The 25,879-nt window shown below is 71.6% G+C and carries 24 protein-coding genes; 10 read left to right on the forward strand and 14 right to left on the reverse strand.

Annotated features, from left to right (window positions below; genetic code table 11):
* Positions 1-23: 23 nt before the first annotated feature.
* The 5 genes from JOD64_RS07005 to JOD64_RS07025 all read right to left on the reverse strand — a co-directional run bounded on the left by JOD64_RS07005 (position 24) and on the right by JOD64_RS07025 (position 7,956).
* Positions 24-3,167, reverse strand: coding sequence for a discoidin domain-containing protein (locus JOD64_RS07005; protein ID WP_204941490.1), 3,144 nt, complete (start codon positions 3,165-3,167; stop codon positions 24-26).
* Between the two features lie 155 nt (positions 3,168-3,322).
* Complete coding sequence (locus JOD64_RS07010; RefSeq protein ID WP_204941491.1) at positions 3,323-4,204, reverse strand: cytochrome c biogenesis CcdA family protein; 882 nt, start codon at positions 4,202-4,204, stop codon at positions 3,323-3,325.
* A complete protein-coding gene (locus JOD64_RS07015) occupies positions 4,201-4,818 on the reverse strand; it encodes a TlpA family protein disulfide reductase (RefSeq protein ID WP_204941492.1) in 618 nt (205 codons plus the stop codon). Before JOD64_RS07015 ends, JOD64_RS07010 begins: the two co-directional genes overlap by 4 nt.
* A 40-nt stretch (positions 4,819-4,858) precedes the next feature.
* Positions 4,859-6,322 (reverse strand): NADH-quinone oxidoreductase subunit NuoF family protein, encoded by a 1,464-nt coding sequence (locus tag JOD64_RS07020; protein ID WP_204941493.1) that lies wholly within the window; start codon positions 6,320-6,322, stop codon positions 4,859-4,861.
* Positions 6,322-7,956 carry a hypothetical protein gene (locus JOD64_RS07025; protein WP_307813273.1) on the reverse strand — a complete coding sequence of 545 codons (1,635 nt, stop codon included), beginning with the start codon at positions 7,954-7,956 and terminating at the stop codon, positions 6,322-6,324. The genes JOD64_RS07020 and JOD64_RS07025 overlap by 1 nt, the downstream gene beginning before the upstream one ends.
* 279 nt (positions 7,957-8,235) lie before the next feature.
* Here JOD64_RS07025 and JOD64_RS07030 point away from each other — a divergent pair, with 279 nt between their 5' ends.
* A complete protein-coding gene (locus tag JOD64_RS07030; protein ID WP_204941494.1) occupies positions 8,236-9,681 on the forward strand; it encodes an alpha-amylase in 1,446 nt (481 codons plus the stop codon).
* An 84-nt stretch (positions 9,682-9,765) separates the two neighbouring features.
* A complete protein-coding gene (locus JOD64_RS07035; protein WP_204941495.1) occupies positions 9,766-10,674 on the forward strand; it encodes a L,D-transpeptidase in 909 nt (302 codons plus the stop codon).
* A 10-nt stretch (positions 10,675-10,684) separates the two neighbouring features.
* Here the strand turns inward: JOD64_RS07035 and JOD64_RS07040 are convergent, their stop codons facing one another.
* From JOD64_RS07040 to JOD64_RS07055, 4 genes are read right to left on the reverse strand one after another with little or no spacing between them, the layout of a single operon-like run.
* Positions 10,685-11,329 carry a response regulator transcription factor gene (locus JOD64_RS07040; RefSeq protein ID WP_307813274.1) on the reverse strand — a complete coding sequence of 215 codons (645 nt, stop codon included), beginning with the start codon at positions 11,327-11,329 and terminating at the stop codon, positions 10,685-10,687.
* Entirely contained in the window at positions 11,326-12,456 is a 1,131-nt protein-coding gene (locus JOD64_RS07045; protein WP_204941496.1) for a sensor histidine kinase, read from the reverse strand. The genes JOD64_RS07040 and JOD64_RS07045 overlap by 4 nt, the downstream gene beginning before the upstream one ends.
* Positions 12,457-12,484: 28 nt before the next feature.
* Positions 12,485-13,285, reverse strand: a complete 801-nt coding sequence (locus JOD64_RS07050; protein WP_204941497.1) for an ABC transporter permease — start codon at positions 13,283-13,285, stop codon at positions 12,485-12,487.
* 1 nt (position 13,286) lies between these two features.
* The gene (locus JOD64_RS07055) at positions 13,287-14,186 is read right to left on the reverse strand and encodes an ABC transporter ATP-binding protein (RefSeq protein WP_204941498.1); all 900 of its coding nucleotides are present in this window, start codon (positions 14,184-14,186) and stop codon (positions 13,287-13,289) included.
* Between the two features lie 190 nt (positions 14,187-14,376).
* Here JOD64_RS07055 and JOD64_RS07060 point away from each other — a divergent pair, with 190 nt between their 5' ends.
* Together JOD64_RS07060 and JOD64_RS07065 are read left to right on the forward strand one after the other, a co-directional pair.
* On the forward strand, positions 14,377-15,231 hold the full coding sequence (locus tag JOD64_RS07060; RefSeq protein ID WP_204941499.1) for an alpha/beta hydrolase: 855 nt from the start codon (positions 14,377-14,379) through the stop codon (positions 15,229-15,231).
* A gap of 38 nt (positions 15,232-15,269) precedes the next feature.
* Positions 15,270-16,400 carry a site-2 protease family protein gene (locus tag JOD64_RS07065; RefSeq protein WP_204941500.1) on the forward strand — a complete coding sequence of 377 codons (1,131 nt, stop codon included), beginning with the start codon at positions 15,270-15,272 and terminating at the stop codon, positions 16,398-16,400.
* Here the strand turns inward: JOD64_RS07065 and JOD64_RS07070 are convergent.
* Both JOD64_RS07070 and JOD64_RS07075 read right to left on the reverse strand, forming a co-directional pair.
* Positions 16,397-17,680, reverse strand: coding sequence for an FAD-binding protein (locus JOD64_RS07070; protein ID WP_204941501.1), 1,284 nt, complete (start codon positions 17,678-17,680; stop codon positions 16,397-16,399). The genes JOD64_RS07065 and JOD64_RS07070 overlap by 4 nt on opposite strands.
* Positions 17,677-18,429 (reverse strand): hypothetical protein, encoded by a 753-nt coding sequence (locus JOD64_RS07075; RefSeq protein WP_204941502.1) that lies wholly within the window; start codon positions 18,427-18,429, stop codon positions 17,677-17,679. The genes JOD64_RS07070 and JOD64_RS07075 overlap by 4 nt, the downstream gene beginning before the upstream one ends.
* A 119-nt stretch (positions 18,430-18,548) precedes the next feature.
* Here JOD64_RS07075 and JOD64_RS07080 point away from each other — a divergent pair, with 119 nt between their 5' ends.
* A complete protein-coding gene (locus tag JOD64_RS07080) occupies positions 18,549-18,857 on the forward strand; it encodes a hypothetical protein (RefSeq protein ID WP_239559444.1) in 309 nt (102 codons plus the stop codon).
* A gap of 8 nt (positions 18,858-18,865) precedes the next feature.
* Here the strand turns inward: JOD64_RS07080 and JOD64_RS07085 are convergent, their stop codons facing one another.
* Positions 18,866-19,906 carry a hypothetical protein gene (locus JOD64_RS07085; protein ID WP_204941503.1) on the reverse strand — a complete coding sequence of 347 codons (1,041 nt, stop codon included), beginning with the start codon at positions 19,904-19,906 and terminating at the stop codon, positions 18,866-18,868.
* Complete coding sequence (locus JOD64_RS07090; RefSeq protein WP_204941504.1) at positions 19,906-20,175, reverse strand: hypothetical protein; 270 nt, start codon at positions 20,173-20,175, stop codon at positions 19,906-19,908. The genes JOD64_RS07085 and JOD64_RS07090 overlap by 1 nt, the downstream gene beginning before the upstream one ends.
* Before the next feature lie 353 nt (positions 20,176-20,528).
* On the opposite strand from JOD64_RS07090, the gene JOD64_RS07095 reads away from it, so the two are divergent.
* From JOD64_RS07095 to JOD64_RS07105, 3 genes are all read left to right on the forward strand, one after another.
* Positions 20,529-20,975 (forward strand): GNAT family N-acetyltransferase, encoded by a 447-nt coding sequence (locus JOD64_RS07095; protein ID WP_204941505.1) that lies wholly within the window; start codon positions 20,529-20,531, stop codon positions 20,973-20,975.
* Positions 20,976-21,028: 53 nt separating this feature from the next.
* Positions 21,029-21,508 (forward strand): hypothetical protein, encoded by a 480-nt coding sequence (locus tag JOD64_RS07100; RefSeq protein ID WP_204941506.1) that lies wholly within the window; start codon positions 21,029-21,031, stop codon positions 21,506-21,508.
* A 76-nt stretch (positions 21,509-21,584) separates the two neighbouring features.
* Entirely contained in the window at positions 21,585-22,769 is a 1,185-nt protein-coding gene (locus tag JOD64_RS07105) for an MFS transporter (protein ID WP_204941507.1), read from the forward strand.
* On the opposite strand, the gene JOD64_RS07110 is transcribed toward JOD64_RS07105, so the two are convergent.
* Positions 22,717-23,568, reverse strand: coding sequence for a phosphotransferase enzyme family protein (locus JOD64_RS07110; RefSeq protein ID WP_204941508.1), 852 nt, complete (start codon positions 23,566-23,568; stop codon positions 22,717-22,719). The two genes, JOD64_RS07105 and JOD64_RS07110, sit on opposite strands and share 53 nt — an antisense overlap.
* A gap of 84 nt (positions 23,569-23,652) precedes the next feature.
* On the opposite strand from JOD64_RS07110, the gene sigJ reads away from it, so the two are divergent.
* Positions 23,653-24,597: an RNA polymerase sigma factor SigJ gene (sigJ, locus tag JOD64_RS07115; RefSeq protein WP_204941509.1), complete on the forward strand. Its 945-nt coding sequence runs from the start codon at positions 23,653-23,655 to the stop codon at positions 24,595-24,597.
* Between the two features lie 82 nt (positions 24,598-24,679).
* Positions 24,680-25,864, forward strand: a complete 1,185-nt coding sequence (locus tag JOD64_RS07120) for an NAD(P)/FAD-dependent oxidoreductase (RefSeq protein WP_204941510.1) — start codon at positions 24,680-24,682, stop codon at positions 25,862-25,864.
* The last annotated feature ends 15 nt before the right edge of the window (positions 25,865-25,879 follow it).

Genomic DNA, 25,879 nt, shown 5'->3' on the forward strand with positions numbered 1-25,879 from the left:
CTCCGCGGACAGGCGGTGCCGGTTCAGGCACCGAACACCTCCGCGTGGGTCAGCCGGGCGTCACCGGGCTGCCAGTCGGCGACCGCGATCGCCACGTACCGCCCGGAGGACCTGGTCGAGATGGTGGTCTCGGGTCGCGGCTTCGGGACCGAGGCGACCGCTACGTAGCCGAGTCCGTCGGCAGAGGTGGCTACGGTGATCGGCCGCCGCCGACCGGGAGTCCAGGTCAGGCGGACCGATGCCAGATCCTGGAGCGATCCGAGGTCGATCACCAATCGGCCGTTCGGGCCGGGTTGCCAGGCGGTACCCGGGTCGCCGTCGACGGCGGCCGACGGGTCGGTCATGCCAGCCGGGAGCGGTGACGTCGGGTAGGTCGTCCGAGACCGGGCCAAGTCGCTGGTCGGCGTCACCGTCCCACCCGCGAACGCGACGTCCCGGCTGCGTCCAGCGGGTACCGTCACCCGCCGTCGGGCGTCGCCAGCCGCGGACTCCAGCTGCACCATCACGATGTGCTCGGCGGGTGCGGTGATTCGGAGGTGGTGCGAGTCGGTGACGTCGAACCGGGTACCGGCGGGAATCGCCTTCCCAGGCTGTGCCGCGGTCGCGGTGAACCGGGGCGGCTCGACGCGTGCGGTGGCGGCGGCAAGGTCGACCTGGTAGTTGGTGGTCCCCGATCCGGTGACCTGGCTTCCGCGGTACAGCCGCAGCGTGGCGCGCTGCGACAGCGTGACGGCCGCCGTCGTGATGTCGTCGTCGGACAGGTTGAACAGGCTCAGGTATCCGTCCGCGTCACTCACCCGCAACGCCTCCGGACCGCCGCTGGGCAGGGTTCGAGACGCTGCGGCGGCCAGGGCCGACCTGCTCGCGCCCGCGTACCCCTCGATGATCAGCCGAGTGCTGCCGGTGGCCGGTCCGCTGGACAGGGTGACGGTGGTGGCGGTCACGGTGATCGGATTCTGGCTGTTGTGGACTACCAGACCCGCTCGTCCGTCGACGTCCAGCCAGGAGCCGGCGATGGTCGGGCTGTCCGGCACAACCGCCGCGTCGCTCCAGTTGGTGCCGTCAAGAGAGGTCTGGATGACGTAGCGGGTGCCGTACGCGGTCTCCCAGTCCAGGCGTACGCCGCTGATGTCGACGGACTCGCCGAGGTCGACGGCGAGCCAACTGTCCGCGCGGCCGCGTTCCTCACGGGCGACCGCCCAGCGGGTGCCGGGGTTGCCGTCGGTCGCACGCGCTGCGGGGTAGGCGGGGTCGGCGGACGACGCCGTGGTGGGCCGGCCGGTGGCGAGGTCGACCCCGCTGGCGTCGAGCACGGCGAAGGCGAACAGCGAGTAGCCGTACTGGTTGGCGGGGGATCGGCCGAGCATCCGCACGTACCTGGCTGGACGAGGCGTAAAGCCGATCTGGTCGGTTCCGCCGTCGCCGACGCCCTGTTGTCCAGCCAGGGTGACGGACCCCTGTTCGCCGGTGAAGGTGCGGGTGCCGGTGAGCCCGGGTACGCCGGGCATGTCCAGGTTGAACAGGGTGAGCGCGCCCTCATCGGCACCGACGCCCGTGGTGGCGTACACGACCGTACCGGTGGGCAGCGTGACGTATCCGGCGGCGCCGCCGGCGACGCGGAGAACCGTGGCCGTGGCGTCGAGACCGTCCCGGGCCGTGGTGTACGCAGCGGAGGTGCGGCCGAGGACCGGCGCGGACTGCCTCGGCAGCAGCGAGGCGGCCCGGGTGTCGAACAACCAGTTGTCGTGGGCGGGGGCCCACAGGAACGAGACGAACCCGGTCCTGCTGACCGCCGCGGCGAAGGCAGTCGGGGTTTGTTGGGCGGTCAGCCCGGCCTGCTCCCCGAAGTCCCGGGTGCCCGCCGCCGACGCGAAGAACGTGGTGCTGGCGACCGGCTCGACCACGCCGCCGTTGGCTGCCCGCCAGGAATGGAAGAGATAACTGATGGCGAGTTCGGCCCGGGCCTCGGGCTCGTACTTCGGCTCGCCGCTGAACTTGGTGAGCCGATTCTCGGGCGGGTAGTTCAGGTAGGGCATGAGCCGGGCGGCGAGGTCCGCCTCGGCCCGGGCGGCGTGCCGGTCGCCCTGGACCTGCGCGAGGAAGGCGAGCGGCAGGACATCACGGCCGTACAGGTGGTAGCGGTCCGCGACCATCGGCATGAAGGGTTCGCCAGCATCGCTGGCCATCAGCCGCATGGTCCGCCACAGCTGGGCGCCGCTGGGCTGCCGGGTGAGTGCCTCGGGGAGCGGTTGGCCGGCGGTCAGGAAGTGCGCGGCGGTACGGCCCGCGGTGCGCCACAGTTCTTCCTGGTAGTGCGGGCCGAAGGAGTCGTGATTCTCGACGAGGAACGTGTCGTGGATGTTGTGGGCGGTGTTCCAGTCCGCGACCGCCCGCCCGTCGACGACGGCGGGGTTGGCGCGGTCGGCTGCGGGTAGTCCGGTCGCGTTGAGCGTCCACGTCAGGAACCGGTCGCGCCAAGCCGCGGCTGCGGGGTCGTCCGTCGCCCAGGCCAAGCCGGGCGCGATCGCCTGGGCGTAAACCCCCATCTCCTCGAGCTTGGTGTCACCGATCCAGCCACCGGTGAGGCCGTTCGGCGTCCAACTGCCGCTCAGCGGGTCGTTACCGGTGCCGAGGGAATAGGCGTACGCGGCCTGCCCGCGGGCGATGCGGTCGACGTTGTTGCGTGTCACCTCGTCCAGTTCGGACCAGAGCAGTCGGGCGGCCAGGACGAAGTACAGCTCGAAGGTGCTGTCCCAGAACAGCTGTCGGCCCCACTCGGTGCCGCCGGCGAGCCGGTTGGTGGCCGCAAAACGGCGGATGGTGGCGACGGTATGGGCGTGCAGCGTGTCCCGGTCGACGCCTGCTGCCGCCGGGTCGTACCCGGGCGAGATGAGCAGGACCGCGTTACCGAGGACGACCGCGAACCTGAAGTCCGCGAGGCGGTACGCGTTGATCGCCGGATCCCATTGCTCCTCGGCCCATCGGGTGTGGGCGAGCAGCAGGGCGTGGTAGGTGTTGGCAACCGGGCCGGTGGCCGCGGCCGGTGACGTGGGAGCGGCTGGCGCGGCCTGGGCGGCGGCGGGTCGGGCGATGGCGAGTCCAGCGCCGACGGCGCTGCCAAGGATGAGGAGCCGCCGCCTGCTCAACTCGAATTCGGATATACGCATGGTGGCCCTTCGGTGTGACAACGTTGTCAAACAGACTCCGACGATCGTTTCCGGATGTCAAGACCAACGCCGCTGCCTGCCCTCAGGTTTGCGGCCGGCGGGTTCCGGTGCCGCGACCCGGGCGCCCCACCCCACCCAGCCCTCTGATCATGAAGTTATTGCCCCGCGCCTCGGCGTGTCGTGGCGATAACCTCATGATCAACGGGCGGGTGGTGGAGGCGCTTGAGGAGGGGCGGGGTCAGGATCAGGATGGCCAGGGCGGCCAGGAGCACCGTCGGGCCGATCCGGTCCAGGGCATCGGCCAGGGTGTGCTGGACCTGGGCTGCCATCCGGATCACCGGATCGTGCAGCGCATCCCGGCGGCCGGCGGCCAGCCGCAACTCGTACCAGCCGTACCAGGCGACGTAACCGCCTGCGACCAGCAGCACCAGGCCGCTGAGGCGGGGCACCAACGCGCCGGCGACGCGCAGTCGGGCCACCAGACCGTCGCGCAACAGCGCCACGCCGAGCGCGGCGACCGCGACCACCAGGCCCATCCCGAGGGCGTACGCACCGAACAGCGCCAACCCGCGTCCCGTCGAGCCGGCTTGCAGGCTGGTCACCACGATGGCCAGGAACGGCGCGATGGCGCAGCCGAGCGACGCCAACGCGTACGCCGCGCCGAACAACGCCATCGACGGCCACGAGCGTGTGAGCCGGGGTGCCCGGGCGGACCAGCCGGGAGCGGGCAGCCGCCGGCCGGCGAGCAACCAACAGCCGGCCACGACCAGCAGCACGCCGAGCGCCACGGTCAGCCATGGCAGCCGGGGCCGCAGCCAGCCGGCCAGCGGCGCGAGTGCCAGGCCGAACGCGCCGAAGACCACCACGTACCCCAGGGTCAGCCCGGCCGCCGCGGTGAGCGCGCGGCCGACCGCGCCGCGGGTGTCCGACGCCCCGGCGACCAACAGCGAGAGGTACGCGGGCAGCAACGCGAAGCCGCACGGGTTGACCGCTCCGAGCATGCCTGCGGTCAGCGCGAGCAGCAGGGGGCCGGTCACGCCCCGGCCAGCGCGGCGACCCGGGCGGTGATCGCCTCGCCGTCCAGGAAGCCCTGGTGGATCACCTTGCCGTCCCGGTCGATGATCACGAAGATGCTCTGCTCGGTCACCTTGAACCGGCGCCAGAGCGCGCCCGCACGGTCGTCGATCTGTGGCATCCCGGCGAGGTCGAACTCGGTGACGAACTCCTTCATGGCCCGCTGCTCGCCCAGCCCGGCGATGCCGACGATCGGCACGGTGTCGCGGTATCGGGGCGCGACCTCGGCCACCGTCCAGGCCTGGCTGGCGCAGGTGGCGCACCACGGTGCCCAGAACCACAGCACCACGGGCCGGCCGGCGAACTGCGCCGCGTCGAACGCGGTGCCGGTGAGGGTGGTCCCGGTGAAGCGCAGGATGTCCGGGACCTGCGCCGGGGTGACGTCCGGCGAGCTGGTCGGGGTGGCGGCGGCCGGTGCGGTGGTGGCCGGTGCGGTGCCGGCGACCGCCGATGACGGCTTGGCCGTGCCGGTGCAGGAGACCGCACCGAGCAGGGCGGCGGTCAGCGCCGCAGCGGTGCCGGCCCGGCGGGCCACACCAACCCTGGACTGCCGCCTCCGTGCGTGCCACCTGCGCATCCGCGTCTCCGTTCGACAGTCGTCGGGAAGGTGCCCTTCCCTATTCGGCCTTGGCGAGTCGGAGGGCCAGCTCCGGGCACACCTTGACCGCCTTGAGCGCACCTTCCCGCAGCCAGGTCGGCACGGGGGTGGGGGGGAAGGCGGGGTATCCGTTGGCGTCGAGCCGGATGAAGTCCGGTACCACGTGCGCGCAGAGCCCGTGCCCGTCGCAGCGCGACCAGTCCAGGGTGAGCTTCTGCGGGTTCGCGTCGGGTGCGCCGGGCAACCCCATCACGCCCTTGACCCGCCGGCCGCAGCCGTCGCCGGTGCTGTGCATCCGCAGGTCCTCGGTGAAGACCTCGATCGCGGAGAGCGCGAAGCGGGCGGTGCCGTCCGGGTGGCTGCACGCGCCCCGGCCCTTCACCTCACCGGCGGCGGCGCGCACCACGTCGGCCGGTTGGCTGCCGGCCACGGCCAGGTCGACGGCGCGGGCCAGGTCCGGCAGGCCCATCTTGCACGGCCCGCACTGGCCGGCGGACTCACCGGCGAGATAGCGCACCACCTGGGCGGCCTCACCGAGCGGGCAGGTGTCGACCCCGAGCGGGACGATGATGCCCGCGCCGAGGGTGCCACCGACCGCGGCCAGGCCCTTGCGGGAGACCTCGGCCTGCTCCGCCGCCTCCGGCGTGATCCACTTGCCGTGGTAGCCACCCATCAGGATGCCCTGGGTGTCCGGGACCTCGCACAGGTCGAGGACATCGCGCAGCGGCATCCCGGCGGTGCACTCCACCACGGCCGGTCGGCCCGCTGCGCCGGTCACGGTGAGCAGTACGGTGCCCGGCTCGTCGTCGGTGCCGAGCGCCGCGTACTCGTACGGGCCGAGTCGCGCCCCGACGGCGAGTTGGGCGTACGTCTCGGCGTTGGACAGCAGGGTGGGCAGGCCGCTGACCCCGGAGTCGCTGGAGCGCTTCTTGGTGCCGGGCGGGATGTGCGGCAGCCCGTTGATCCCGTTGACCAGTGCGCCGCCCTCGCCGGAGATGAACCGGTGCGGCACGGTGACGATGGTGGTCGGCACCGGCATCCGGCGCTCTTCGAGGGCCTCCATCAACGAGTCCCGGCCGACCCCGTCGTCGGCCACGCCGATCACGATCTCGTCGGCGTCCAGCGCGTACGCGGCCAGCGCCGCGCCGTCCAGGATCAGGTGCGGTGCGCGGGTCAGCAGCACCTTGTCCTTCCAACTGGCCGGCTCCCCCTCGGTGGCGTTGACGACCACCACGGCGGCGAGGTCCTGCCGTTCGCAGGACTCCAGCACGGCGCGCAGTTTGCGGGCGAACGGGAAACCTGCCCCGCCCTTGCCCTTGAGCTGCATGCCCTCGGCGAGCCGGAGCAGTTGGGCCGGCTCCATCGGGCCGATCGGGCCGTGCACCTCCTCGTGCGCGGCCAGGTCGAGCCGGCCGTACTCGGCGAAGCCTGCGGTGAGCCGAGGCTCTCCCACGCAGGCAACCGGTGGCACCGCTGTCCGCATCACTTCGCCTCACCCCGCAGCCCGGCCCAGTACGCCCCGTCCACCGCATCGGCGCTGGCCTTGCGGCGCTTGGCGGACCGGCCCTCGCCGGCTGCCCGCCGGGCGCGCCGGGACGCCAGGTCGACCAGGGTCGGGGTGTCGTCGACGGGTGGCGGCACCTCTTCCGGTACGTACCGGGCCGGCGGGCGCCAGTAGTCCGGTTCCTCCGGCAGATCGTCCTCGATGCTGTGCCGGCCACTGCCACTGCGCGGCGTCGCCGAGATCGGGCTGGCCGAGATCGGGCCAGCGGAGATTGGGCCGGCCGAGATCGGCTCGTCGGCCTGCCACCGGCGCGGGCTGTCCCACGGCTCCTCGGGCTCGACCGTCGGCTGTGGTGGTGCGGAGTATCGGCTGCCGTCGTCCTCGCTGCGGGACCGGCGACCGGATCGTTCGGCGACCGGTTCCTCGCCGCGTCGCCGCCCGCTCGCAGCAGCCTCGTCCCGGGTACGCGAGCGCCGCCGGGTCACCGGCTCCAACTCCTCCTCGTCGCGCCGTCGGGTGACGGTCTCCTCGGCGCTGCGGCGCGTCGAGCGGCGGGTCGCGGGCTCCACCTCGTCACGGCGGCCGCGCGACGGCCGTTCGGTGTCGCGGCGGGCCGCCGGCTCTTGCACCCGCTGACGTCGGCTGGGCCGGGTCGGCTCGGCGAGCGAGCCGGGCTCGGGCACCACCGGGACGGTGAACCGTTCGGGGTCGCGCCGCGCGGTCGGCGCGGCCCACGTGGCGGTGGTGCTCTCCGCCCAGGCGGGCCGCTTGTCCGCGTCGGCGCTGCGGCGGCGGCTCAGCCCGGCCAGCTTCGATCGGCCGCGGGCCGCCTCACCGGCCCGACCGGCCAGTGCCGCGTTCCGCACCGCGGCCTGGTGCTGCTCGCGGCTGCGTCGCCCGATGGTGACCGAGAGCCGGACCAGCAGTGCCAGTACCACCAGCAGGATGCAGCCGAGGTAGCTGAACACCACCCAGGGCTTCGCGGCCCGACCGGCGTTGAGGCCGTGCAGCACGGCGAACGGCCAGGCCAGGTACGCGGTGGAGTGCAGCGTGCGCCACAGCCACTTCGGACCGACGCCGGCGAAGCGGGCCCGGATGATGCCGGTCCAGATCACGCTGACCATCAGCAGGGCGGCCACCGTGCCGAGCCCGACGTAGAGCCCTCGGCCGCCGACGAACGGCACCAGCGCGTCGGTCGCCGCCGCCCGCCCGGTGCCGATCTTCGTGAGGACGTGGAAACCGAGCCCGGCCACGCCCAGCACGCCGGTGGCCCGGTGCGCCGACTGCATCAGCACCCGGTGCGAGATGCGCAGCACCAGCCGGTCGGTGGCGAGCAGACCGAGCATCACGGTGAGGCTCAACGCCACCAGGGAGACCACCCCGGCGAAGAACTCGGTGAAGAAGAAGCCGTACGCGTACGCCGTCTGGCCGGCGCCGGTCAGCATGATCGCTGCCCAGAGCGCGGCGAGCACCGACGCGATCAGCAGGGTGGCCGCAGACCGGGACGGGGCGCGCACCCCCCGACTGCTGGCGCTGGTCCGGACGGTCGCCGCCTTCTGGTTCTGCTGTGCCCGGGCCATGTGCTCCTCGATCGTCTCGCGGCGGCGTACCACCGGCCGACCCCTGCTCCCCCATCCAGTACGGACCGGCGGGGCGTGCGGATCACCCGTGGCCGGAAATTTCTGGGCCGACATCGAACCGAGTGGCGGCGGCGTGCGTTGTGCCCGCTCCCCCCGCACCGAACCGGGCAGTGACGAGTGTCCATGCATTGACACTCGTTGCAACACGCTTGTAATCTTTCAGAAAATTTCAGCCCAGGTTGCAACGTCCCGGCAACCCGGCGCTTCCCCGCCGCACCACCAACCCCCTCCCTGCGCTCGTCAGGAGTCCCGATGCACCGACGTCGACGCGGCTCGGCGATCCTCGCCCTCGGCCTGGTCGCCAGCCTGCTCGTCCCCACCACCGTGACGGCACCCCCGGCCGTCGCCGCCCCGTCCGGGGCCAAGAAGGTCATCGTCCAGCTCTTCGAGTGGAACTGGCCCTCGGTGGCCAGCGAGTGCCAGAGCACGCTCGGCCCGAAGGGCTACGGCTACGTCCAGGTCTCGCCCCCGCAGGAACACGTGCGGGGCGACCAGTGGTGGCTGGCGTACCAGCCGGTCAGCTACCGGATCGAGTCCCGCAAGGGCACCCGGGCCCAGTTCCGGTCGATGGTCGACACCTGCCACGCGGCCGGGGTGAAGGTGATCGTGGACGCGGTCATCAACCACATGTCCGGTCAGGACAACGGCGGCACCGGCTGGGCCGGCTCGTCCTACTCGCACTACGACTACCCGGGCATCTACCAGACCCAGGACTTCCACCACTGCGGGCGCAACGGCGGCGACGACATCGCCAACTACAACGACCGGTACGAGGTGCAGAACTGCGAGCTGGTCAACCTGTCGGACCTGAAGACCGAGTCGGACTACGTCCGCACGAAGATCGCCTCGTACCTCAACGACCTGCTCTCCCTCGGCGTGGACGGCTTCCGAATGGACGCCAGCAAGCACATGCCGGCCGCCGACATCGCCGCGATCAGGGGCAAGCTGTCCCGCTCGGCGTACATCGTGCAGGAAGTCATCCACGGTGCCGGCGAACCGGTCCAGCCGACCGAGTACACCGGCAACGGTGACGTGCACGAGTTCCGCTACGGCAAGGACCTGGCCCGGGTGTTCCGCTCCGAGCGGCTGGCCTACCTGCGCAACTTCGGCGAGGGTTGGGGGCATCTGCCCACCGGGCCGGCCTCGGTGTTCGTCGACAACCACGACACCCAGCGCGACGCCGGCGGGGTCCTGACCTACAAGGACCGGGGCATCTACGCCCTGGCGAACGCCTTCATGCTGGCCTGGCCGTACGGCTCGCCGACCGTGATGTCCAGCTACACCTTCAGCAACCGCGACGCCGGCCCACCCTCGGACGGCGCCAACAGGACACTCAACACCACCTGCTACTCGGGTTGGGAGTGCGAACACCGCTGGCCGGTGATCGCCAACATGGTCGGCTTCCGCAACGCCACCGAGGGCGCCGGGGTGGCCAACTGGTACGACAACGGCAACAACCACATCGCGTTCAGCCGCAGCGGCAAGGGTTTCATCACCATCAACGACGAGGATGCCGCGGTGAACGGCCGCTCCTACTACACCGGGCTGCCCGCCGGTCGGTACTGCGATGTCATCCACGGCACGTACGCGGGCGGCACGTGCAGCGGTCCAGTGCTCACGGTGGACGCCAACGGCTGGTTCGCGGCCAACGTGCCCGCACACGACGCGGTAGCGATCCACCTCGGCGCCCGCGTGTGATCACCGCCGGGAAGGCACCCCCGTTGTCGCGTTTGGTATGGCAGGGGTGCCTTCCTGGCAAGGTAAGTCGGATACAGTGAATTCGTGCGTTTTGACCGAATGTCCTCGTACCGCCGCCGCGCCGTCTGGGTTGGCGCCGCCATCGCCGTACCCGCGCTGCTGGTGGCCGCGCTGCTGGTGGGTCAGGCCCTCACGCCGCAATCGACGAGCCCCGACCTGCCGGCCGCGGCCTCCGACCCGACGCCGAGCAGTGTCGAGCAGAGCCCGGAGGAGTCGGTCCCCGCAGCCGCGCCCGCCCCGGCCGGGCTACCTGTGGTCGACTACGACCCGGCGCCCGGAGGGTTCCCCGTCGATCCGGGCGCCATGGACACCACGCCGCTGACCGAGGGCGCGCACCCGACCAAGCGGATCGCCGCGTACGACGCGCCCGGCGGTCGTCCGAGAGCCTTCCTCGAACCGACGATCAGCGGTGTCGACCTGACCATGCCAATCGCCGAGCGGCGCGCCGGCTGGGTGGCCGTCCTGCTGCCCTCCGCGAACCGGCGGCTCGCCTGGCTGCCTCCCGGCGGGTTCGACACCGTGCCGCTGCGCGACCAGATCGTGGTGGAACGCAAGGTCCACCGGCTCACCTGGTACCGGGCCGGAAAGGCGGTGCGCTCCTGGGAGGTCAGCCTCGGTCAGTCGGGGCAGGACACTCCGCTCGGGCGGACCTTCATCCTGGGCCGCACCCCGCCGCCGGAGGAGGTCTACGGCGGAGTGGACATCTACGCCCTCGGTGCGGTGCCCGACGACCCGGAGTCGGTGCCGGCCAGCCTGCGCGGTGCGCACATCGGGGTACACAGCTGGCACAACGACGACGAGTTGGGTGAGAACACCACAAACGGTTGCATCCGGCTGACCCGCAGCGGCCAGCGGGAGTTGCTCGCCGAGGTCCGCCCCGGCAGCAGCGTGGTGGTCGTCGACAAGCTGCCCACCCCGCCGCCAACCGCCTGAGCGGAAGCCGTCACTCGCCGAGCAGCCAACCGTTCTGCTCGGCGATCCGGATCGCCTCGGCCCGGTTGCGCGCACCGGTCTTGCCGATCGCCGCCGAGAGGTGGTTACGGATCGTCCCCTCGGACAGGTGCAGCACCCCGGCCAGGTCGGCGACCGTGCCGCCGCTTCGAGCCGTCCGCAGCACCTCGGTCTCCCGCTCGGTCAGCGGGCTGACCCCGGCGGCCAGGGTTTCGGCGGCCAGCGTCGGGTCGACCACCCGCAGGCCGGCGTGTACCCGGCGGACCGCGTCGGCGAGCTGCCGGGCCGGGGTGTCCTTGACCACGAAGCCGCTCGCGCCGGCCTCCATCGCCCGGCGCAGGTAGCCGGGCCGGCCGAAGGTGGTCACCATCAGCACCCGGCAGGTCGGCAGCGCGGTCCGTAACGCGGCGGCAGCGGCGATCCCGTCCAGGCCGGGCATCTCCACGTCCAGCAGGGCAACGTCCGGGGTGGTGCGGCGTGCCTCGGGCACCACCTCGTCGCCCCGGCCGACCTCGGCCACCACGGTCAGGTCCTCCTCCAGCTCGAGCAGCGCGGCCAGCGCGCCCCGGACCAGCGCCTGGTCGTCGGCGAGCAGCAGGCGGATCGGGTTGGGCTGCTCATCGCCGGGGCCGCTCACCGGGCCTCCGCCGGCGCGTGCACCCGGAGCAGGAAGCCACTCCCGTCCGGCCGTCGACCGACGCTCACCACGGCGTCCAGCTGCCGTGCCCGCTCCCGTAGGCCGACGAGCCCGTTCCCGGTGGCGTCGGGAGTGGACGGACCGCGGCCGTCGTCGCTCACCTCGACCCGACCCGGATGTACTCGGATCGTGCAGCACCGCGCCCCACTGTGCCGGACCACGTTGGTCACCCCTTCCCGTACCGCCCAGCCGAACAACCGGTCCCACTCGTCCGGCAGCGCCGGCACCTCGGCCGGCAGATCCGCCGCGATGCCCGCCGCGGCCAGCGCGGAGCGGGCACCGGCCAGTTCCGCCGTGAGGCTGACCTCGCGGTACGCCCCAACCGTCTGCCGTACGTCGGACAGCGCGGCCCGGGCCAGCGCTTCCACCTCGGCGACCTCGACGGCGGCACGCTCGGTGTCCATCTCGATCAGCCGCCCGGCCAACTCTGCCTTGATCGCCACCACTGTCAGCGAGTGGCCCAGGATGTCGTGCAGGTCGCGGGCGGCGCGAGCACGCTCCTCGGCCACCGCGAGCCGGCCGATCTCCTGCTGGGCGGCCTGGAGCTCACCGTTGCGTTGGGCCAGCCGCGACACCCCGAACATGGCGAACGAGGCGAGCAGCACCGCGAAGACGATGCCGCTCTCCGCCTCCCATCCCGGCACCAGCCAGGACGCCAGTGCGGGGGTCAGCGCGCAGACGGCCACGGAGGCCAACGCCTCCCACTGCGGCAGCAGGAACACCGCCGCCGCCGCGACGTAGACCAGTGTGGCCAGCCAGTCCCCGCCGGTGCCCGGGATGCTGACCAGGCCCACCGCGAGCATCAGCAGCAGCGCGACCCGCGCCCGGCCCGCCGGGATCGGAAGCAGCAACTGGCGCAGCCGGCGGGCCCACTGGAACAGCAGCACGTAACCGAGGGCGAAGACGACAAGCGCCACGACGCCGAGGATCCGCCGCCAGGGCTGTGGCTGGTGCAACGCGGTGGCGAGCGGCACGTTGAGGAAGAACAACCAGACGGCCGCCAGCAGCCAGCCGGTGAACCGCCAGTGGCGGCTCGCCGGCCGGGACTGCCCCGTCGAAAGGTCCATTGGGTTCACGCTAGTGGTCGGTGCGCGCTCAGACCCGCGCGGTGTCCCGCCGGAACAACCGCGCCGCACCGACGCCGAAGAGCAGCGCCCAGACGACGAGGTTCACCACCGGCGCCATGCTGACCCCTCCGCCGGTCAGCGGTGTACGGGCCAGCACGCCCATGCCGTACACCGGGGTGAACTTGGCGACCTGCTGAAGGACGTCCGGCAGCACCTCGACCGGAACGAACAGCCCACCGAACATGGCCAGCACGGCCAGGACCGGGCCGATGATCTGCATGACGTTCTCGGCCGGTGCCAGGTAGCCGATGAAGAGACCGAACGCGGCGAAGACCAGCGAGCCGAGCCAGGCGGCGAGCCCGGACAGCAACCAGATGTACGCCGGGATGCGGACGCCGGCCGCGGCACCGACGACGAACTCGACGACGACCGCGAGCAGACCGAGGCTCATCGCGGTGATCAGCTTGGTCGCCACGTACGCCGCCGGGCGCAACGGGGTGAGCCGCAGTTGCCGGCTCCAGCCCAGCGCCCGCTCGGTGGCGACCGCGCCACCGACACTGGTGGTCGCCACCATGGCCGCGTACACGGCCAGGCTGATCATGACGTACGCCGTCACCGGACGGCCGTTGTCCAGCGACTGCCCGCCCTGCGGCAGGCCGAAGATGAGGAAGAAGACGCCCGGCATGATCAGCGTGAAGGCGAGGGTGCGGCGGTTGCGCAGCACCCGGCGTAGCTCGATGCGCAGGGCGCCCGGGGCGAACCCGCCCAGTGCGGGCAGCCGACGGTCCGGCTCACTGGCGCGGATGGGGGTGGGGGTGGAGGTGGTCATCTCAGGCTCCGGTGTGCGCGGTGGTCAGGGCGAGGAAGGCATCCTCGAGGTTGCGGGAGGTGATCTCCACGTCCCGTGCGTCGGTCCGGGTGAGCAGGTACCGGGCGATCGCGTCCGAGTCGCTGGTACGCACCAGCACGCTGTCGCCGCGTACCTCCACGGCGTCCACGCCGGACAGCGCGGCCAGCGTGGCCTGGTCGGCGCCGGGCAGGGTGGCCCGCACCGTACGACCGGCGGCCAGGTTCTTGATCTCCGCGGTGGTGCCGTCGGCGACAATGCGCCCCTGCCGGACCAGCACGATCCGGTCGGCGTACGCGTCCGCCTCGTCCAGGTAGTGGGTGGCGAAGATGACGGTCCGTCCGGCCCGGGCGTCACGGCGCAGGGCCTGCCAGAAGTCCCGCCGACCCTCGACGTCCATGCCGGTGGTCGGCTCGTCGAGCACCATCAGGTCCGGGTCGGGCAACAGCGCCAGCGCGAAGCGCAGTCGCTGCTGCTGTCCGCCAGAGCAACGCCCGACCACCCGCCCGGCGATGTCGGCGATGCCCGCCCGCTCCAGCACCTCGGCGGCCGGGCGGGTGTGCCGGTAGAAGTGCGAGGTCATCTCGACCGTCTCGCCGACGGTGAGGTCCTTGAGCAACCCGCCGGTCTGCAGGACGGCGGCGACCCGACCCCGGGCCACCGCGTTGTCCGGGGTGCCGCCGAGGATGCGGACGGTGCCCGCGTCCGGGCGGGCCAACCCGAGCAGCATGTCGATGGTGGTGGTCTTTCCCGCGCCGTTCGGGCCCAGGAACGCCACCACCTCGCCGGGCTGCACCCGCAGGCTCAGCCCGTCGACCGCGGTGACCGCGCCGAAGGTCTTGGTGAGGCCGTCCAACTCCACGGCCGGATTCGTACTGGTCATGGTGTAGATGTTCCGGCCTGGCGTACTCCGATGCCTGGAGCGGCCGTCATGCCCCGACCATGACATTTGTCAGGGGCCGTCCCCGGGCGGCGGCGGCACGGAGCGGACGCGCCCGCACGGACGGCGGAGGATTTTCGCGCACCGCAACGGGTAACCGCCGGGCCGGACGCCGCGACACCGGGAGGACGCGATGGGTGCCACGCCGCAGGGTCGGGTCGACACGGTCGTGCTCATCCACGGGCTCTGGATGACCCCGCGCAGCTGGGAGGGGTGGGCCCAGCGGTACACCGAGCGCGGCATGCACGTCATCACCCCAGCCTGGCCCGGCATGGACCGCTCCGTGGAGCAGTTGCGCGACGACCCCGGCCCGATCGCCGAGCAGAGCATCGCCACGATCGTCGCGCACTACGACCGGATCATCCGCGCGCTGCCACGACCACCGATCATCATGGGGCACTCGTTCGGCGGCCTGATCGCGCAGGTCCTGGTCGACCGGGGCCTCGGCGCGGCCGCAGTGGGGGTGCACCCCGCGCAGGTGAAGGGTGTGCTCAAAATCCCGCTGAGCCAACTGCGCTCCGGCTTCCCGATCCTGCGCAGCCCCGCCAACCGGAGCAAGGCCGTCCCGTTCACCCAGGACGACTTCGCCTACACCTTCGGCAACACAATGAGCCGTGAAGACTCCGACCGGGCCTGGCAACGCTACGCCGTCCCCGGCGCCGGCCGGGTGTTCTTCGAGGGCGCGTTCGCCAACGTCGACCCGCGCTCACCAGCCCGGGTCGACGTCGGGCGCCATGATCGCGCGCCGCTGCTGCTGATGGCCGGCGAACAGGACCACGTGGTGCCGGCGTCGGTGGTCCGCGCCAACGCGGGGCTCTACCAGAAGTCCCGGGCGCTCACCGCGTACGAGGAGTTCCCCGGCCGGTCGCACTTCACCGTCGGCGAGGACGGCTGGGAAAAGGTCGCCGACTACGCGCTGGACTGGGCGCTACGCGCGGCGGCCCTACCGCGGGAAGCAACGATCGCCAGCGAAAGCCCCCGACGCTGAGCCCGCATGTGTCGGCCGGCCGAGGGTAACGGACAGGGATGAGGGCCAGTTTCCGGCTTGGCCGGGTCGCGGGGGTGCCGGTCGGTGTCAACTGGAGCGTTCTGGTCATCTTCGCGTTGATCGCGTGGGGATTGGCCGCCAACCAGTTCCCCCGCTCGTACCCCGACAGCTCGCCGGTGGCGTACGCCCTCGCCGGGCTGGCGGCGGCGGTGGTCTTCTTCGTCGGCCTGCTCGCGCACGAGGTGTCGCACGCGGTGGTGGCCAAGCGCAACGGGCTGACGGTCGACGGCATCACGCTCTGGCTGTTCGGCGGCGTGGCCGAGTTGCGGGGCGAGCCGCGCGACCCGGGCGCGGAGCTGCGGATCGCGGGAGTCGGCCCGCTGGTCAGTCTGCTGCTCGGGGCGTTCTTCGGCGCGATCGCCGCACTGCTCGCGCTGACCGGGCAGGACGGGCTGCTCTTCGGGGCGGTGGCGTGGCTGGCCGGCATCAACGTGCTGCTGGCCATCTTCAACGTCCTGCCGGCCGCGCCCCTGGACGGCGGCCGGTTGCTGCGCGCCGCGGTGTGGAAGGCGACCGGTGACCGGACCCGGGCGTCCGTGGTCGCCGCCCGAGCCGGTTGGGTGCTGGGTGTCCTGTTGATCGGTCTCGGGCTGTGGCAGTTCCTGTCCGGGGTCGGTTTCGGTGGGCTCTGGCTGGCCCTGATCGGCTGGTTCCTGATCGGTGCCGCCGGGGTGGAGGAGCGGCAGGCCCGCACCGGCAGTGCGCTACGCGGAGTACGGGTGGGCGACGTGATGACGCCGCAGCCGCAGACCGCCTCGGCGGAGATGACGGTCGCCGACTTCGTCGACCACTACCTCTTCGCGTACCGGCATTCGGCGCTGCCGTTGACCGAGGATGGTCGGCCGACGGGGCTGGTCACCGTCGACCGGGTGCGCGGCGTGCCGGCCGAGCGGCGGGCGTCGACCACGCTGGCCGAGGTGGCCTGCCGCGCCGACCAACTGGTCCTCGCCCAGACGGGTGAACAGCTCAACGACCTGCTCCCCCGGCTCAGTGAGTGCGCCGACGGCCGTGCCCTGGTGGTGACGGACGGCCAGTTGGTCGGCATCGTCTCGCCCAGCGACATCAGCCGCGCCGTCCAGCGCAGCACCCTGCGCACCCAGAGGGCCTAGCGGGGGAAGTACCGGTCCAGCAGGTCGGTGCGGAACTTGCCGGTCGGGTCCAGGTGGGTCAGTTGGGCGGCGAAGTCGGCGTACCTCGGGTAGCGGGTGGCCAGCTCGGCTGGGTCGGTGACGAAGACCTTGCCCCAGTGTGGGCGGGGTGCGAACGGTGCGAGCCGTTCCTCCACCGCTGCCACCACCGGCAGGACGGCTGCGGTGTCGCCGATCCAGGTGAAGTGCACGACGAAGCTGTCCCGGTGGTGGTTCGGGCTGAGCCACAGCTCGTCCGCCGCCACGGTCCGCAATTCGCACACCAGCAGCACCGGTGCGATCAGGTGCGCCACGTCGTCCAGCGCGGCGAGCGCGTCGGCGGCCGCCGTACGCGGCACGTGGTACTCGGACTGCAGTTCGTCGCCGCTGCTCGGGGTGAAGCCGAGTTTGAAGTGTGGCAGCCGCTCGTGCCACGGGCCCGGCTCGCCGAGCTGCGGGGTGCAGTTCTCCGGCGGCATCCCGAGCACCGGGTGCCGTGGCTCGTCGGCGGCGGTGGTGCCGAGCCAGTCCGCCGGGGGCGGCGACTGGTCCGCCACCTGCTTGCGCCACACCTCACGCAGCCGGGGCGTACGCCAGTCGGTGAAGACACTCACGCTGTACGCCGAGCCGAGAGCCTCGTCGAGCGCCTCCCGGTGCAGGTCGAGCGACACGTACTGGCGCAGCTCGAAGGCCGGCACCACGTCCAGGGTGACCCGGGTGACCAGGCCGAGCGCACCGAGCCCGACCACCATGCCGGCGAACGTGTCCCCGTCGGCGTCGCGGTCGACCCGCAGCAGGTCACCGTCGGCGGTGACCAACTCCAGGCCCGCGACCGCGGTGGCCAGGTTGCCGTGGGTCTGGCCCGAGCCGTGGGTGGCGGTGGCCACCGCGCCGGCAACCGAGATGTGTGGCAGCGAGGCGAGGTTGGCGAGTGCGTACCCCTGGGTGTGCAGTTGTCGGGCGACGTCGCCGTAGCGCAGCGCGCCGCTCACGGTGACCTGCCCCCGCTCGTGGTCCACGTCGACGGCCTGGGGCAGCCCGGCGAGGGTGACCAGGTCGCCGTCGGTGTCACCGAAGCGGTTGAAGGAGTGCCCGCTGCCCACCGCCCGGATCCGGGTGCTGCCGGCCACCAGTCGGCGCAGTTCGTCGGTGGAGGTCGGTCGGTGAAACGCCCGAGCGGCGTACCGCACGTTGCCGGCCCAGTTTCGGCGCGGAACGTCGGCCGTGGTGGCCGACGTGGCGTTCTGTCCCTGCACGATCATGTTGCGGTCTCCCGATCGGTGGACTGGTGGTCGGCCAACGCGGCGACGAGGGCGTCCAGAACCGTATCCGTCTGGAGTGTGTTGTAGCCACGCTGGGCGATCGGCAGACCGGCCGCGGTGACGCGTTCGATCTCCCCCCGGGCCGCCTGCCGGGTCGGCGCGTCCCCGGCCACCAGGGCGTCCTGGCCGCGTCGGATCAACCGGTCGACCCGGTCCATCTGGTAGCCACGCAGGCCCACCGGAAGGTCCGGGTCCGCGAATGCCGCGCGGCGCAGAGCCGGCAGGTCGACGAAACGGTCGCCGGCGTAGCGCGAGAGCGCGGCGGACACCTGCTCGGGCTGCTCACGGACCTGGTCGAGGACGAGCAACTCGATGGCGGGGCGGCCGTCGAGTGGGTGGCGGGCGGTCACCGGCTCGATCGGCACCCCCGGCGCGGGCACCAACAGCAGCCGCGGCGGTTTCGGGTAGCCGTCGCGTCGGGGCGGCTCGTCGAGGACCAACGCGTCGACCTCGGTCCACCGGATCATCCGACGTAGGCCGGGCCGTCGGATGGTGAGCCCCTCGGCCCCGATCCCGAACCGGAACGGTCGCAGCGCGCTGACCAGCGCCACCACGCCGAGCGCGACGGCACCCCCCGCGATGATCGTCCGTAGCAGGGCGCCGTCGCTGGGATAGACCAAGAGGAGCACCCCGCCGAGTACGCACACCAGGGCGAGCGCACGGGACCCCCGATTCCGGCGCAATTCCACGCTCGGACCCCCGTTCATGACCGTGGCGTCGGTCCCAGCATCTTCCGCCAAACCGGGCACCGAGGACACCGGTCGATCGGGCACGGTTGTTCTCGTCATCGTCGGGGAACCCTACGCTCATGAGCAGCTACCGTGATCCGGCCCTACGGGGCGACGTCTTCCCCTCCGAGGAGGAGATGGACCCGACCGGCATGGGGGTCGAGCAGGTCAGCGCGCCGCCGTCCGGCGGGTTGGCGAGCCATCCGTCGCCCACGCCCGGTCCCCGCCCCACACCGGCACCCGCCCCGGCCCCGACGCCGGTGCCGGCACCCGGGCCGCCGCCGCGCGCGCCCGGTGCCGGGGCACAGTCGATTGTGACCCGGCACCTGGACGGGTCGGTGGAGGTGGTCACCGACCTGGATGGCGACGGCCTCCCTGGAGGCGCCTGACCGGCCGTTCAGACGAACGGCGGGGTGGCGTACGCCGACCGCAGCGCGGCCAACCCGGTCGCCTTCGGTGTGAGTGTGCCCCACCCCGAGTTGAAGTAGTTGGTGCACGCGATAAGTGGCCCACGCTCGGCGTTGAGCTGGGCGATGGCCGCCGGCACGGTCGCGATCCAGGCAGCCTGGTCGGGGATTTCCGCCACCCGCACCCCCCACTCGGCGATGAGCACCGGACGGGACAGTGCCACCGGCCCGAGGTCGGCCACCGCCCAGTCCTTGGTGCGGCGGAACCGGGCCAGCGCGGTGTGGCTGGCGTTGGTGGCGTAGACGTTCCACTGCAGGAAATCCAGACGGGTCATCAGCGGTTCCGGGTGGAGGCGCTGGAAGGAGGCCCGGTCGAAGCCGCCGATCCCGACCGAGAAGGTCGTGCCGCCGGGCAGCGTCCGCGCCTTGAACCAGGTGAGGATGTAGTTGACCGCCTGCACCGCGCGGGCGTCTGACTGCGCCCAGGTGTACGCCACACCGGCGTCGGTGGTGCCGAACTCGTGGTCGGTGTCGAATTCGGAGGCGAGTTGGATGTTCACGCCGAAGCCGAGCGTCCGATACTGCGCCAGAGCGCGGTGGAACAACCCGTCGCACTGGCCGTTGAGCACCTGGCTGTACCCGTACGCCTTCGGCCAGGTCGTGCCGGGACGCTGCTGGATGGTCATCGACGGTGCCGGCACGGTGTAGGTGGTGCCGTCCACGGTGAAGGTCTGCGGCCCGGTGTCCGGGGCCCCGTAGTGCTTCAACTCCAGGACCATGTTCATCCGGATCCCCGCCCGGCCCAGGGTGATCAGCCAGGGCCGGTTGTAGCCGGGGAAGACGAAGCCGTCGGCGAAGCTGCGGTACTGGGTGAGCGAGCGGAAGTTGCCGCCGGTCATGTCGGCGGTCGGGTCGGCACCACCGGAAAGGTAGTAGCCGCCGAGAATGGGTTGGCTTGCCACGATGTAGTCGGCGGTGGCCGTCGCGGTGTGACCGGCGGCGTCGCGGACCCGGACGGTGACGCGGGGCATCACGCCACCGCTCGGTACACGGCGACCGCGCCGTTGTCGGAGACGCGGGCCCAGGCACGGCCGGAGTCGTCGGTGACGCTGACGGTGAGCGGGTCGATGACGACGTTGGCGGTGACCGGTGCGCTGCTGTTGCCCCGCGCGTCGGTGACCACGATGGTGACGGTGAGCGGTTTGTTGTCGGCGTCGGAGTAGTTGACGGTCAGCAGCATCTGATCGCCCGGCGAGTAGGCCGACGCGCTCAGGGCTGCGATCGCGGTGGGAGTGGCCATGTGGGCCCCCTCTGATTGGTCGCGGTCCGGGCGGAGCGAATGACCGACGCCGGACCGGCATCCTGCACGGGGTGCGAAAAGAAGGGCGGGACACCGGCGCAGGCGACGTGGCCGTGAGCGGTGTCGGCGGTGATGACGTCCTTGTCCCGGCGAGGAATGAAACCGCTGCGGGCGCGCCCCCAACGGCGTCAGTACCTGCCCCAACAGTGCCCCGCCCGGGGCTCCCCCGTCTTGTCCGGTTGGCGACAGGGACCCACTCTGACCTGGGAAAATGCGAATCGGCGCGGTTGCGGGGACGTCATCGCCGGGCTGCACCAACGCTGGAGCCGCGGGAGCTGGATAGCCTGGTGATCATGGAGGACTGGACACTTCGACCGGCTTCGCTGACGGACGTCGACGCGGTGGCCGAACTGCGGGCCGTGGTGCTGCGGGCCGATCTGGAACGGCTCGGGCGGTACGACGAGCAACGGGTCCGGCAGCGCCTGCGGGACGGGTTCGTACCGGCGTACACCTGGGTTGTCGAGGTGGGCGGCGCGTTCGCCGGCTGCGTGGCGCTGCGCCCGGCGGACGACGCCCGCTGGCTGGAGCACTTCTACCTGGCGCCGCACCTGCAGGGCAGCGGCATCGGCACGGCGGTGCTGCGCGAGTTGCTGGAGCGGTGCGACCGCGACGGCACCCGGGTCCGACTGAACGTGTTGCAGGGCAGTCCGGCGCGGCGGTTGTACGAGCGGCACGGATTCACGCTCGAGACCGAGGACCCGGTGGACGTGTTCATGGTGCGCGCGCCAACTTCGGCCTAGAACCCACCACCGCCATGAGGGAGCAGCACGTGGTGTCAATGTAGCGTTGACACGTGACGGCGGACCTGGCTCAGTTGGCGGACGTTCGCGCTACCCGTGCCCGACTGGACGAGCAGGAGTTGGCGCTCATCGACCGGGCGCGTCACGACGGCGCGACGTGGGCACAAATCGCGGAGGCGCTGGGCCTGGGCAGCCGGCAGGCCGCGGAGCAGCGCCGGCAGCGCCTGGTGGCGGCGCGGTGGTCACGTCGGCAGCACCTGGATCTCGATTATTCGGCGCGGATCGCGGAGCTGCGGAACGCCGTGGCGGACCTCGGGCGGTGGATCGCCACGGACCGCCGATGGGACACCCGGTTCGCTCGGGCGGCGCTGGTGCGAAGCACGGTGGACGCCGCGCTGGATGCCGTCCCGGGCTCGCTGTACGCGTTGGCCCTGCACCTCGTCGCTGACCTGGCCGAGGCGGGCGAATGCCTGCCGGTGCCCGTACGCGCCGCGGCAGCGAGGGCCGACGCGGCACTGTCAATGACACGTTGACACGAGCCGCCGGCATTGCCTAGCTGTAGCTCAAGAATCAGGATGTGAGTCGTCTCGGCTCAACCCTGGAGGGCTCATGCGTCGCAACGCGGGACTGTTCGTGGCGATCTCACTGCTGTCCGGGTTCGGCAGCAGCGCCATGTCCCTGGTGGCCGGCATCTGGGTCCTGGATCTCACCGGCTCGACCGGGCTCGCGGCCCTCACCGGGCTGTGCGTGTACGCCCCGGTGCTTGCCGGCCCATGGCTGGGCGGTCTGCTCGACCGGGCGCCCCGACGGCCGCTGGTCATCGCGGTCAACCTCATGTTGGCCGTCGCCCTCCTGGCGCTCTTCGCGGTACGAGGGCCAGGGCAGACGTGGCTCATCTTCGCCGTCTCGTCCGTCTACGGCGTCAGTTACGTGCTCATCGGCGCAGGCGAGACGGCGCTGCTGCCGTCCGCGCTGTCACCGACCGAACTCGGCGACGTCAACGGCTGGCGCTCAAGTGCGCAGGAGGGCATGAAGCTCGTCGCTCCCCTGGCCGGAGCCGGCCTCTACACGTGGCGCGGCGGGCACGCGGTCGTCGTACTCAGCGCGGCCATGCCGGTCCTGGTCGCCATCCTGTACGCGACGGTGCGCCTGAGCCGGACGCCACCCGACCAACCGTCGCAGCGGCACCCTGTTCCGCGTACCGGATTGTCGGTCCTGTTCAAACAGCGAGCGACGGGCGTGCCGGTCGTGCTCGCCGCCGCGTCGATCGCCATGTCCGGATTCACGACCGCGGCGATCTACGCGGTCGTCGTCACGGAGCTGCGCCTACCGGCGACGTTCCTGGGCGTGCTGACCAGCGCCCAGGGTGCCGGTTCCATCATCGGTGGCCTGGTCGTCGGCCGGCTCATCACCGGCCGGGGTCCGGTCACTGTCGGTATCGCCGGAACGATGCTGTTCGCCGTCGGTTGCCTGGCCCGGTGCCTTCCATGGTGGCCGGCCACGGTTGTCGGCGCGGCAGTGGCCGGCGTCGGCCTGCCCTGGACGCTTGTCGCGGCCGTGACCGCCGTGCAGACGCACACACCGTCGGGGCTGCTCGGCCGGGTCTCCGCAACGGCCAACACCGCGATGTTCGGGCCTCTCGTGGTGGCGATCCCACTCGGCTCGGCGGCCGTGCACCTCGGCGGACGCCCGCCGCTCATCGCCGCGGTCGTGATCTGCCTGGCGGCGGTGGCCGCCACTCTCAGCTTCGGATACCCAGGCCGTCGCGGTCGAGCGCTGCTCGGATCTGGCTGAGCCACTCGGTGCCCAGCCGGCGCCCGTTGGGGAGTTGGTCGTCTCGATCCCAACGCCACGTTGTGATCATCGCCAGCACGAGGATCCGGCATTCGCGTAACAGGCCCTGATCGGCACCCGGATAGTGCTCGCCGACTTCTTCGGGCGCATGGGCGAGGTCGAACTCGACCGGCCCACGGCAGCACGTCTCGAGGTCTATGAACAGCAGCCCGTTCCTCGTGGCGAGCACGTTGCCCGGGTGCGGCTCGCCGTGCAGTAGCTGCTCGGCCCCGTCACGCTGGCCGATCACTCGCCGCAGGCTTCGTAAGGTGTTGCCGAGGAGTTCCCGGTCCGCGTCGGCGAGGGCCGGGGTGCGGTCGCGGCTTGCCACGAGTTGCTGGGCCCGCTCGACTCGATCGGTGAAGTGCGGCGCGGGGACATCGAGATTGCGCATGCCGGTATGCAGCCGCCCGAGCGCATCGGCGTAGTCGGCTGGTGAGACCTCTCGATGCGTCGCGGATTCGTAGTAGGTCCACAGCGTGACCACGAACCCGTCACGCTCGTAGACACGTGGCTCCACCCGAGGCTCAAGAGCAGCTACCGGGCTGCCGGATTCGGTGAGCCGTTGCGCCAGCTCAATCTCGGTGTGTGCGACATGGTTCGCTGCAGGTGCCACCCGGGCCAGGACGTCACACGGCAGCAGACGCAGAGTCAGCTTGTTCGAGTTCTGAAGAACGACAGCGTCGTCGACCGTCAGGTCAACCGATGCGGCGATCGACCTGGCGGCGGCCACCGCGTGCTGGAACTCCGACGCCTGCATCGTCGCCGGCCCTCTCCCTTGCGCGCTGCCGTACCTTCCCAGCCGGGACCCTACATGCGTGCCAGGCGTGGATACTGTCGAGCCATGGTGCTCAGTCTGGACGAGGTCGAGCTGTTCGAACGCTCCCGGGCGCGCCTAGAGGCGATCGCCTATCGCCTGCTGGGCTCGGCGAGTGACGCGGAGGACGCGGTTCAGGACACGTTCCTGCGCTGGCAGGCCGCCGACCGGGAGCGCGTCGAGACGCCCGAGGCGTGGTTGACGAAGGTGCTCACCAACCTGTGCCTCAACCAGCTCACCTCGGCGCGGGCCAGGCGGGAGACCTATGTGGGCGCCTGGCTGCCCGAGCCGGTCCTCGCCGGGGACCGAATGCTCGGCCCGGTCGACACCGCCGTGCAGCGCGAATCGGTGTCGATGGCGGTGCTCACCCTGATGGAGCGACTGTCGACCAACGAACGTGCGGTGTACGTGCTGCGCGAGGCATTCGGCTACTCGCACGGCGAGATCGCCGACTTCCTCGACATCACCGAGTCGAACTGCCAGCAGATCTTCCGACGCGCCAAGCAGCACGTCGCTTCGGGCCGGCCCCGCGCGGCGGTGGACGAAGCCGCCGCGCGGAAGATCGCCGCGGAGTTCCTCACCGCGGCCACCAGCGGCGAGATCCAGCCGTTGATCGAGTTGCTGACCGACAACGTGACGAGCACCGGCGACACCGCCGGCACGATCCCGACCCGGTCCACGCCGGTCGTTGGCGCACTGGCGGTGGCGAGGTTCCTGCGCGGGCTGTTCAAGCCCACCGACGTCAAGCGGAACCTCGTGGGCGGCAGCCTCGCCTTCTACGCCGACGTCGTCAACGGCGGTCCCGCCGTGGTGCTCGTGATCAACGGCCAGGTCTTCGGCGTCATCTGCCTGGAGGTGACGCCGGAGGGTGTCGCGGCAATCCACAGCCAGGCCAACCCCGACAAACTCGTCCGCGCCACGCGCCAGTGGGCCGCCGCCGAGCATGGGGAGCCTCTACTCGACGGCTGGTGACCCAGGTCATAGCCGACTCCTGTCAGGAATCGGGTCGCTGTCCGGTTCAGGTAGCGACAACCACCCAGACAGGAGTGACACCATGAAGCACCGCATCGTCGTCCTCGGGGCCGGATACGCCGGAGCGATCGCCGCCGGGCGCCTCGCCAAGCGGCTGCACCCCGAGGACACGGAGATCACCGTCGTCAACGCCGACGCCGATTTCGTCGAGCGGGTCCGTATGCACCAGCTCGCCACCGGCCAGCACCTCAAGCCCCGGCCCCTGACCGATGTCTACGCGGGCACCGGCGTCGAGGTCCGCCAGGCCCGGGTCACCGCCGTCGACGTCGACCGCAGGACCGTCGCGCTCGTCGCCGAGCACGGCACCGGCGAGATCGGGTACGACACGCTCGTCTACGCCCTCGGCAGCGCGGCCGCGAACCACGGGGTCCCCGGCGTCGTCGAGCACGCGTACGACATCGCCGGCAGGCCCTCGGCGTTGCGGTTGCGCGACCGCCTCGACCAGCTCGCGGCCGGTGGGACGGTGCTCGTCGTCGGCGGGGGTCTCACCGGCCTCGAAGCGGTCACCGAGATCGCGGAGGCCCGGCCGGACCTCGACGTGGCGATCGCCGCCCGTGGTGGCCTCGGTGACTGGCTGAACGAGAAGGCGCAGCGGCATCTGCGCGGAGTCTGCGACCGACTTGGCATCACCGTGCACGAGCACGCCGACATCGCGCGAGTCGAGGCCACCGGCGCGGTCACCGTCGACGGCCGGGTGCTCCCGGCCCAGGTGACCGTCTGGACGGCCGGCTTCGCCGTCCATCCCATCGCCGCCGCCACGAGCCTGACCGTCGCACCGACCGGGCAGATCGTCGTCGACGCCACCATGCGGTCGGTCTCACACCCCGAGGTGTACGCCGTCGGCGACGCCGCGCTGGCGGAAGGGCCGGGCGGCAAGCCCCTGCGGATGTCCTGCGCCACGGGGGGCCCGATGGCCTGGCAGGCCGCCGACGCCATCGCCGCCCGTCTGACCGGTCGGAAGATCCCCAAAACTGGGCTGCGCTACTTCAACCAGTGCATCAGCCTCGGTCGCCGCGACGGCATCATCCAGTACGTGACCGCCGACGATCGTGCCAAGCCATCCCTCCTCACCGGGCGGCTGGCGGCCCGCTACAAGGAGATCGTCTGCACCGGCGCGGCCTGGGGGGTCTCCCACCCGACGATGTACCCGGTGCGCCGCCACCACATCGCGGCGACGCGAGCGGAGATCCTCACCGCCGTTTCGTGAGACGTGCTCCTCCTG

It is taken from the genome of Micromonospora luteifusca, from assembly GCF_016907275.1.
Lineage (GTDB): Bacteria > Actinomycetota > Actinomycetes > Mycobacteriales > Micromonosporaceae > Micromonospora > Micromonospora luteifusca.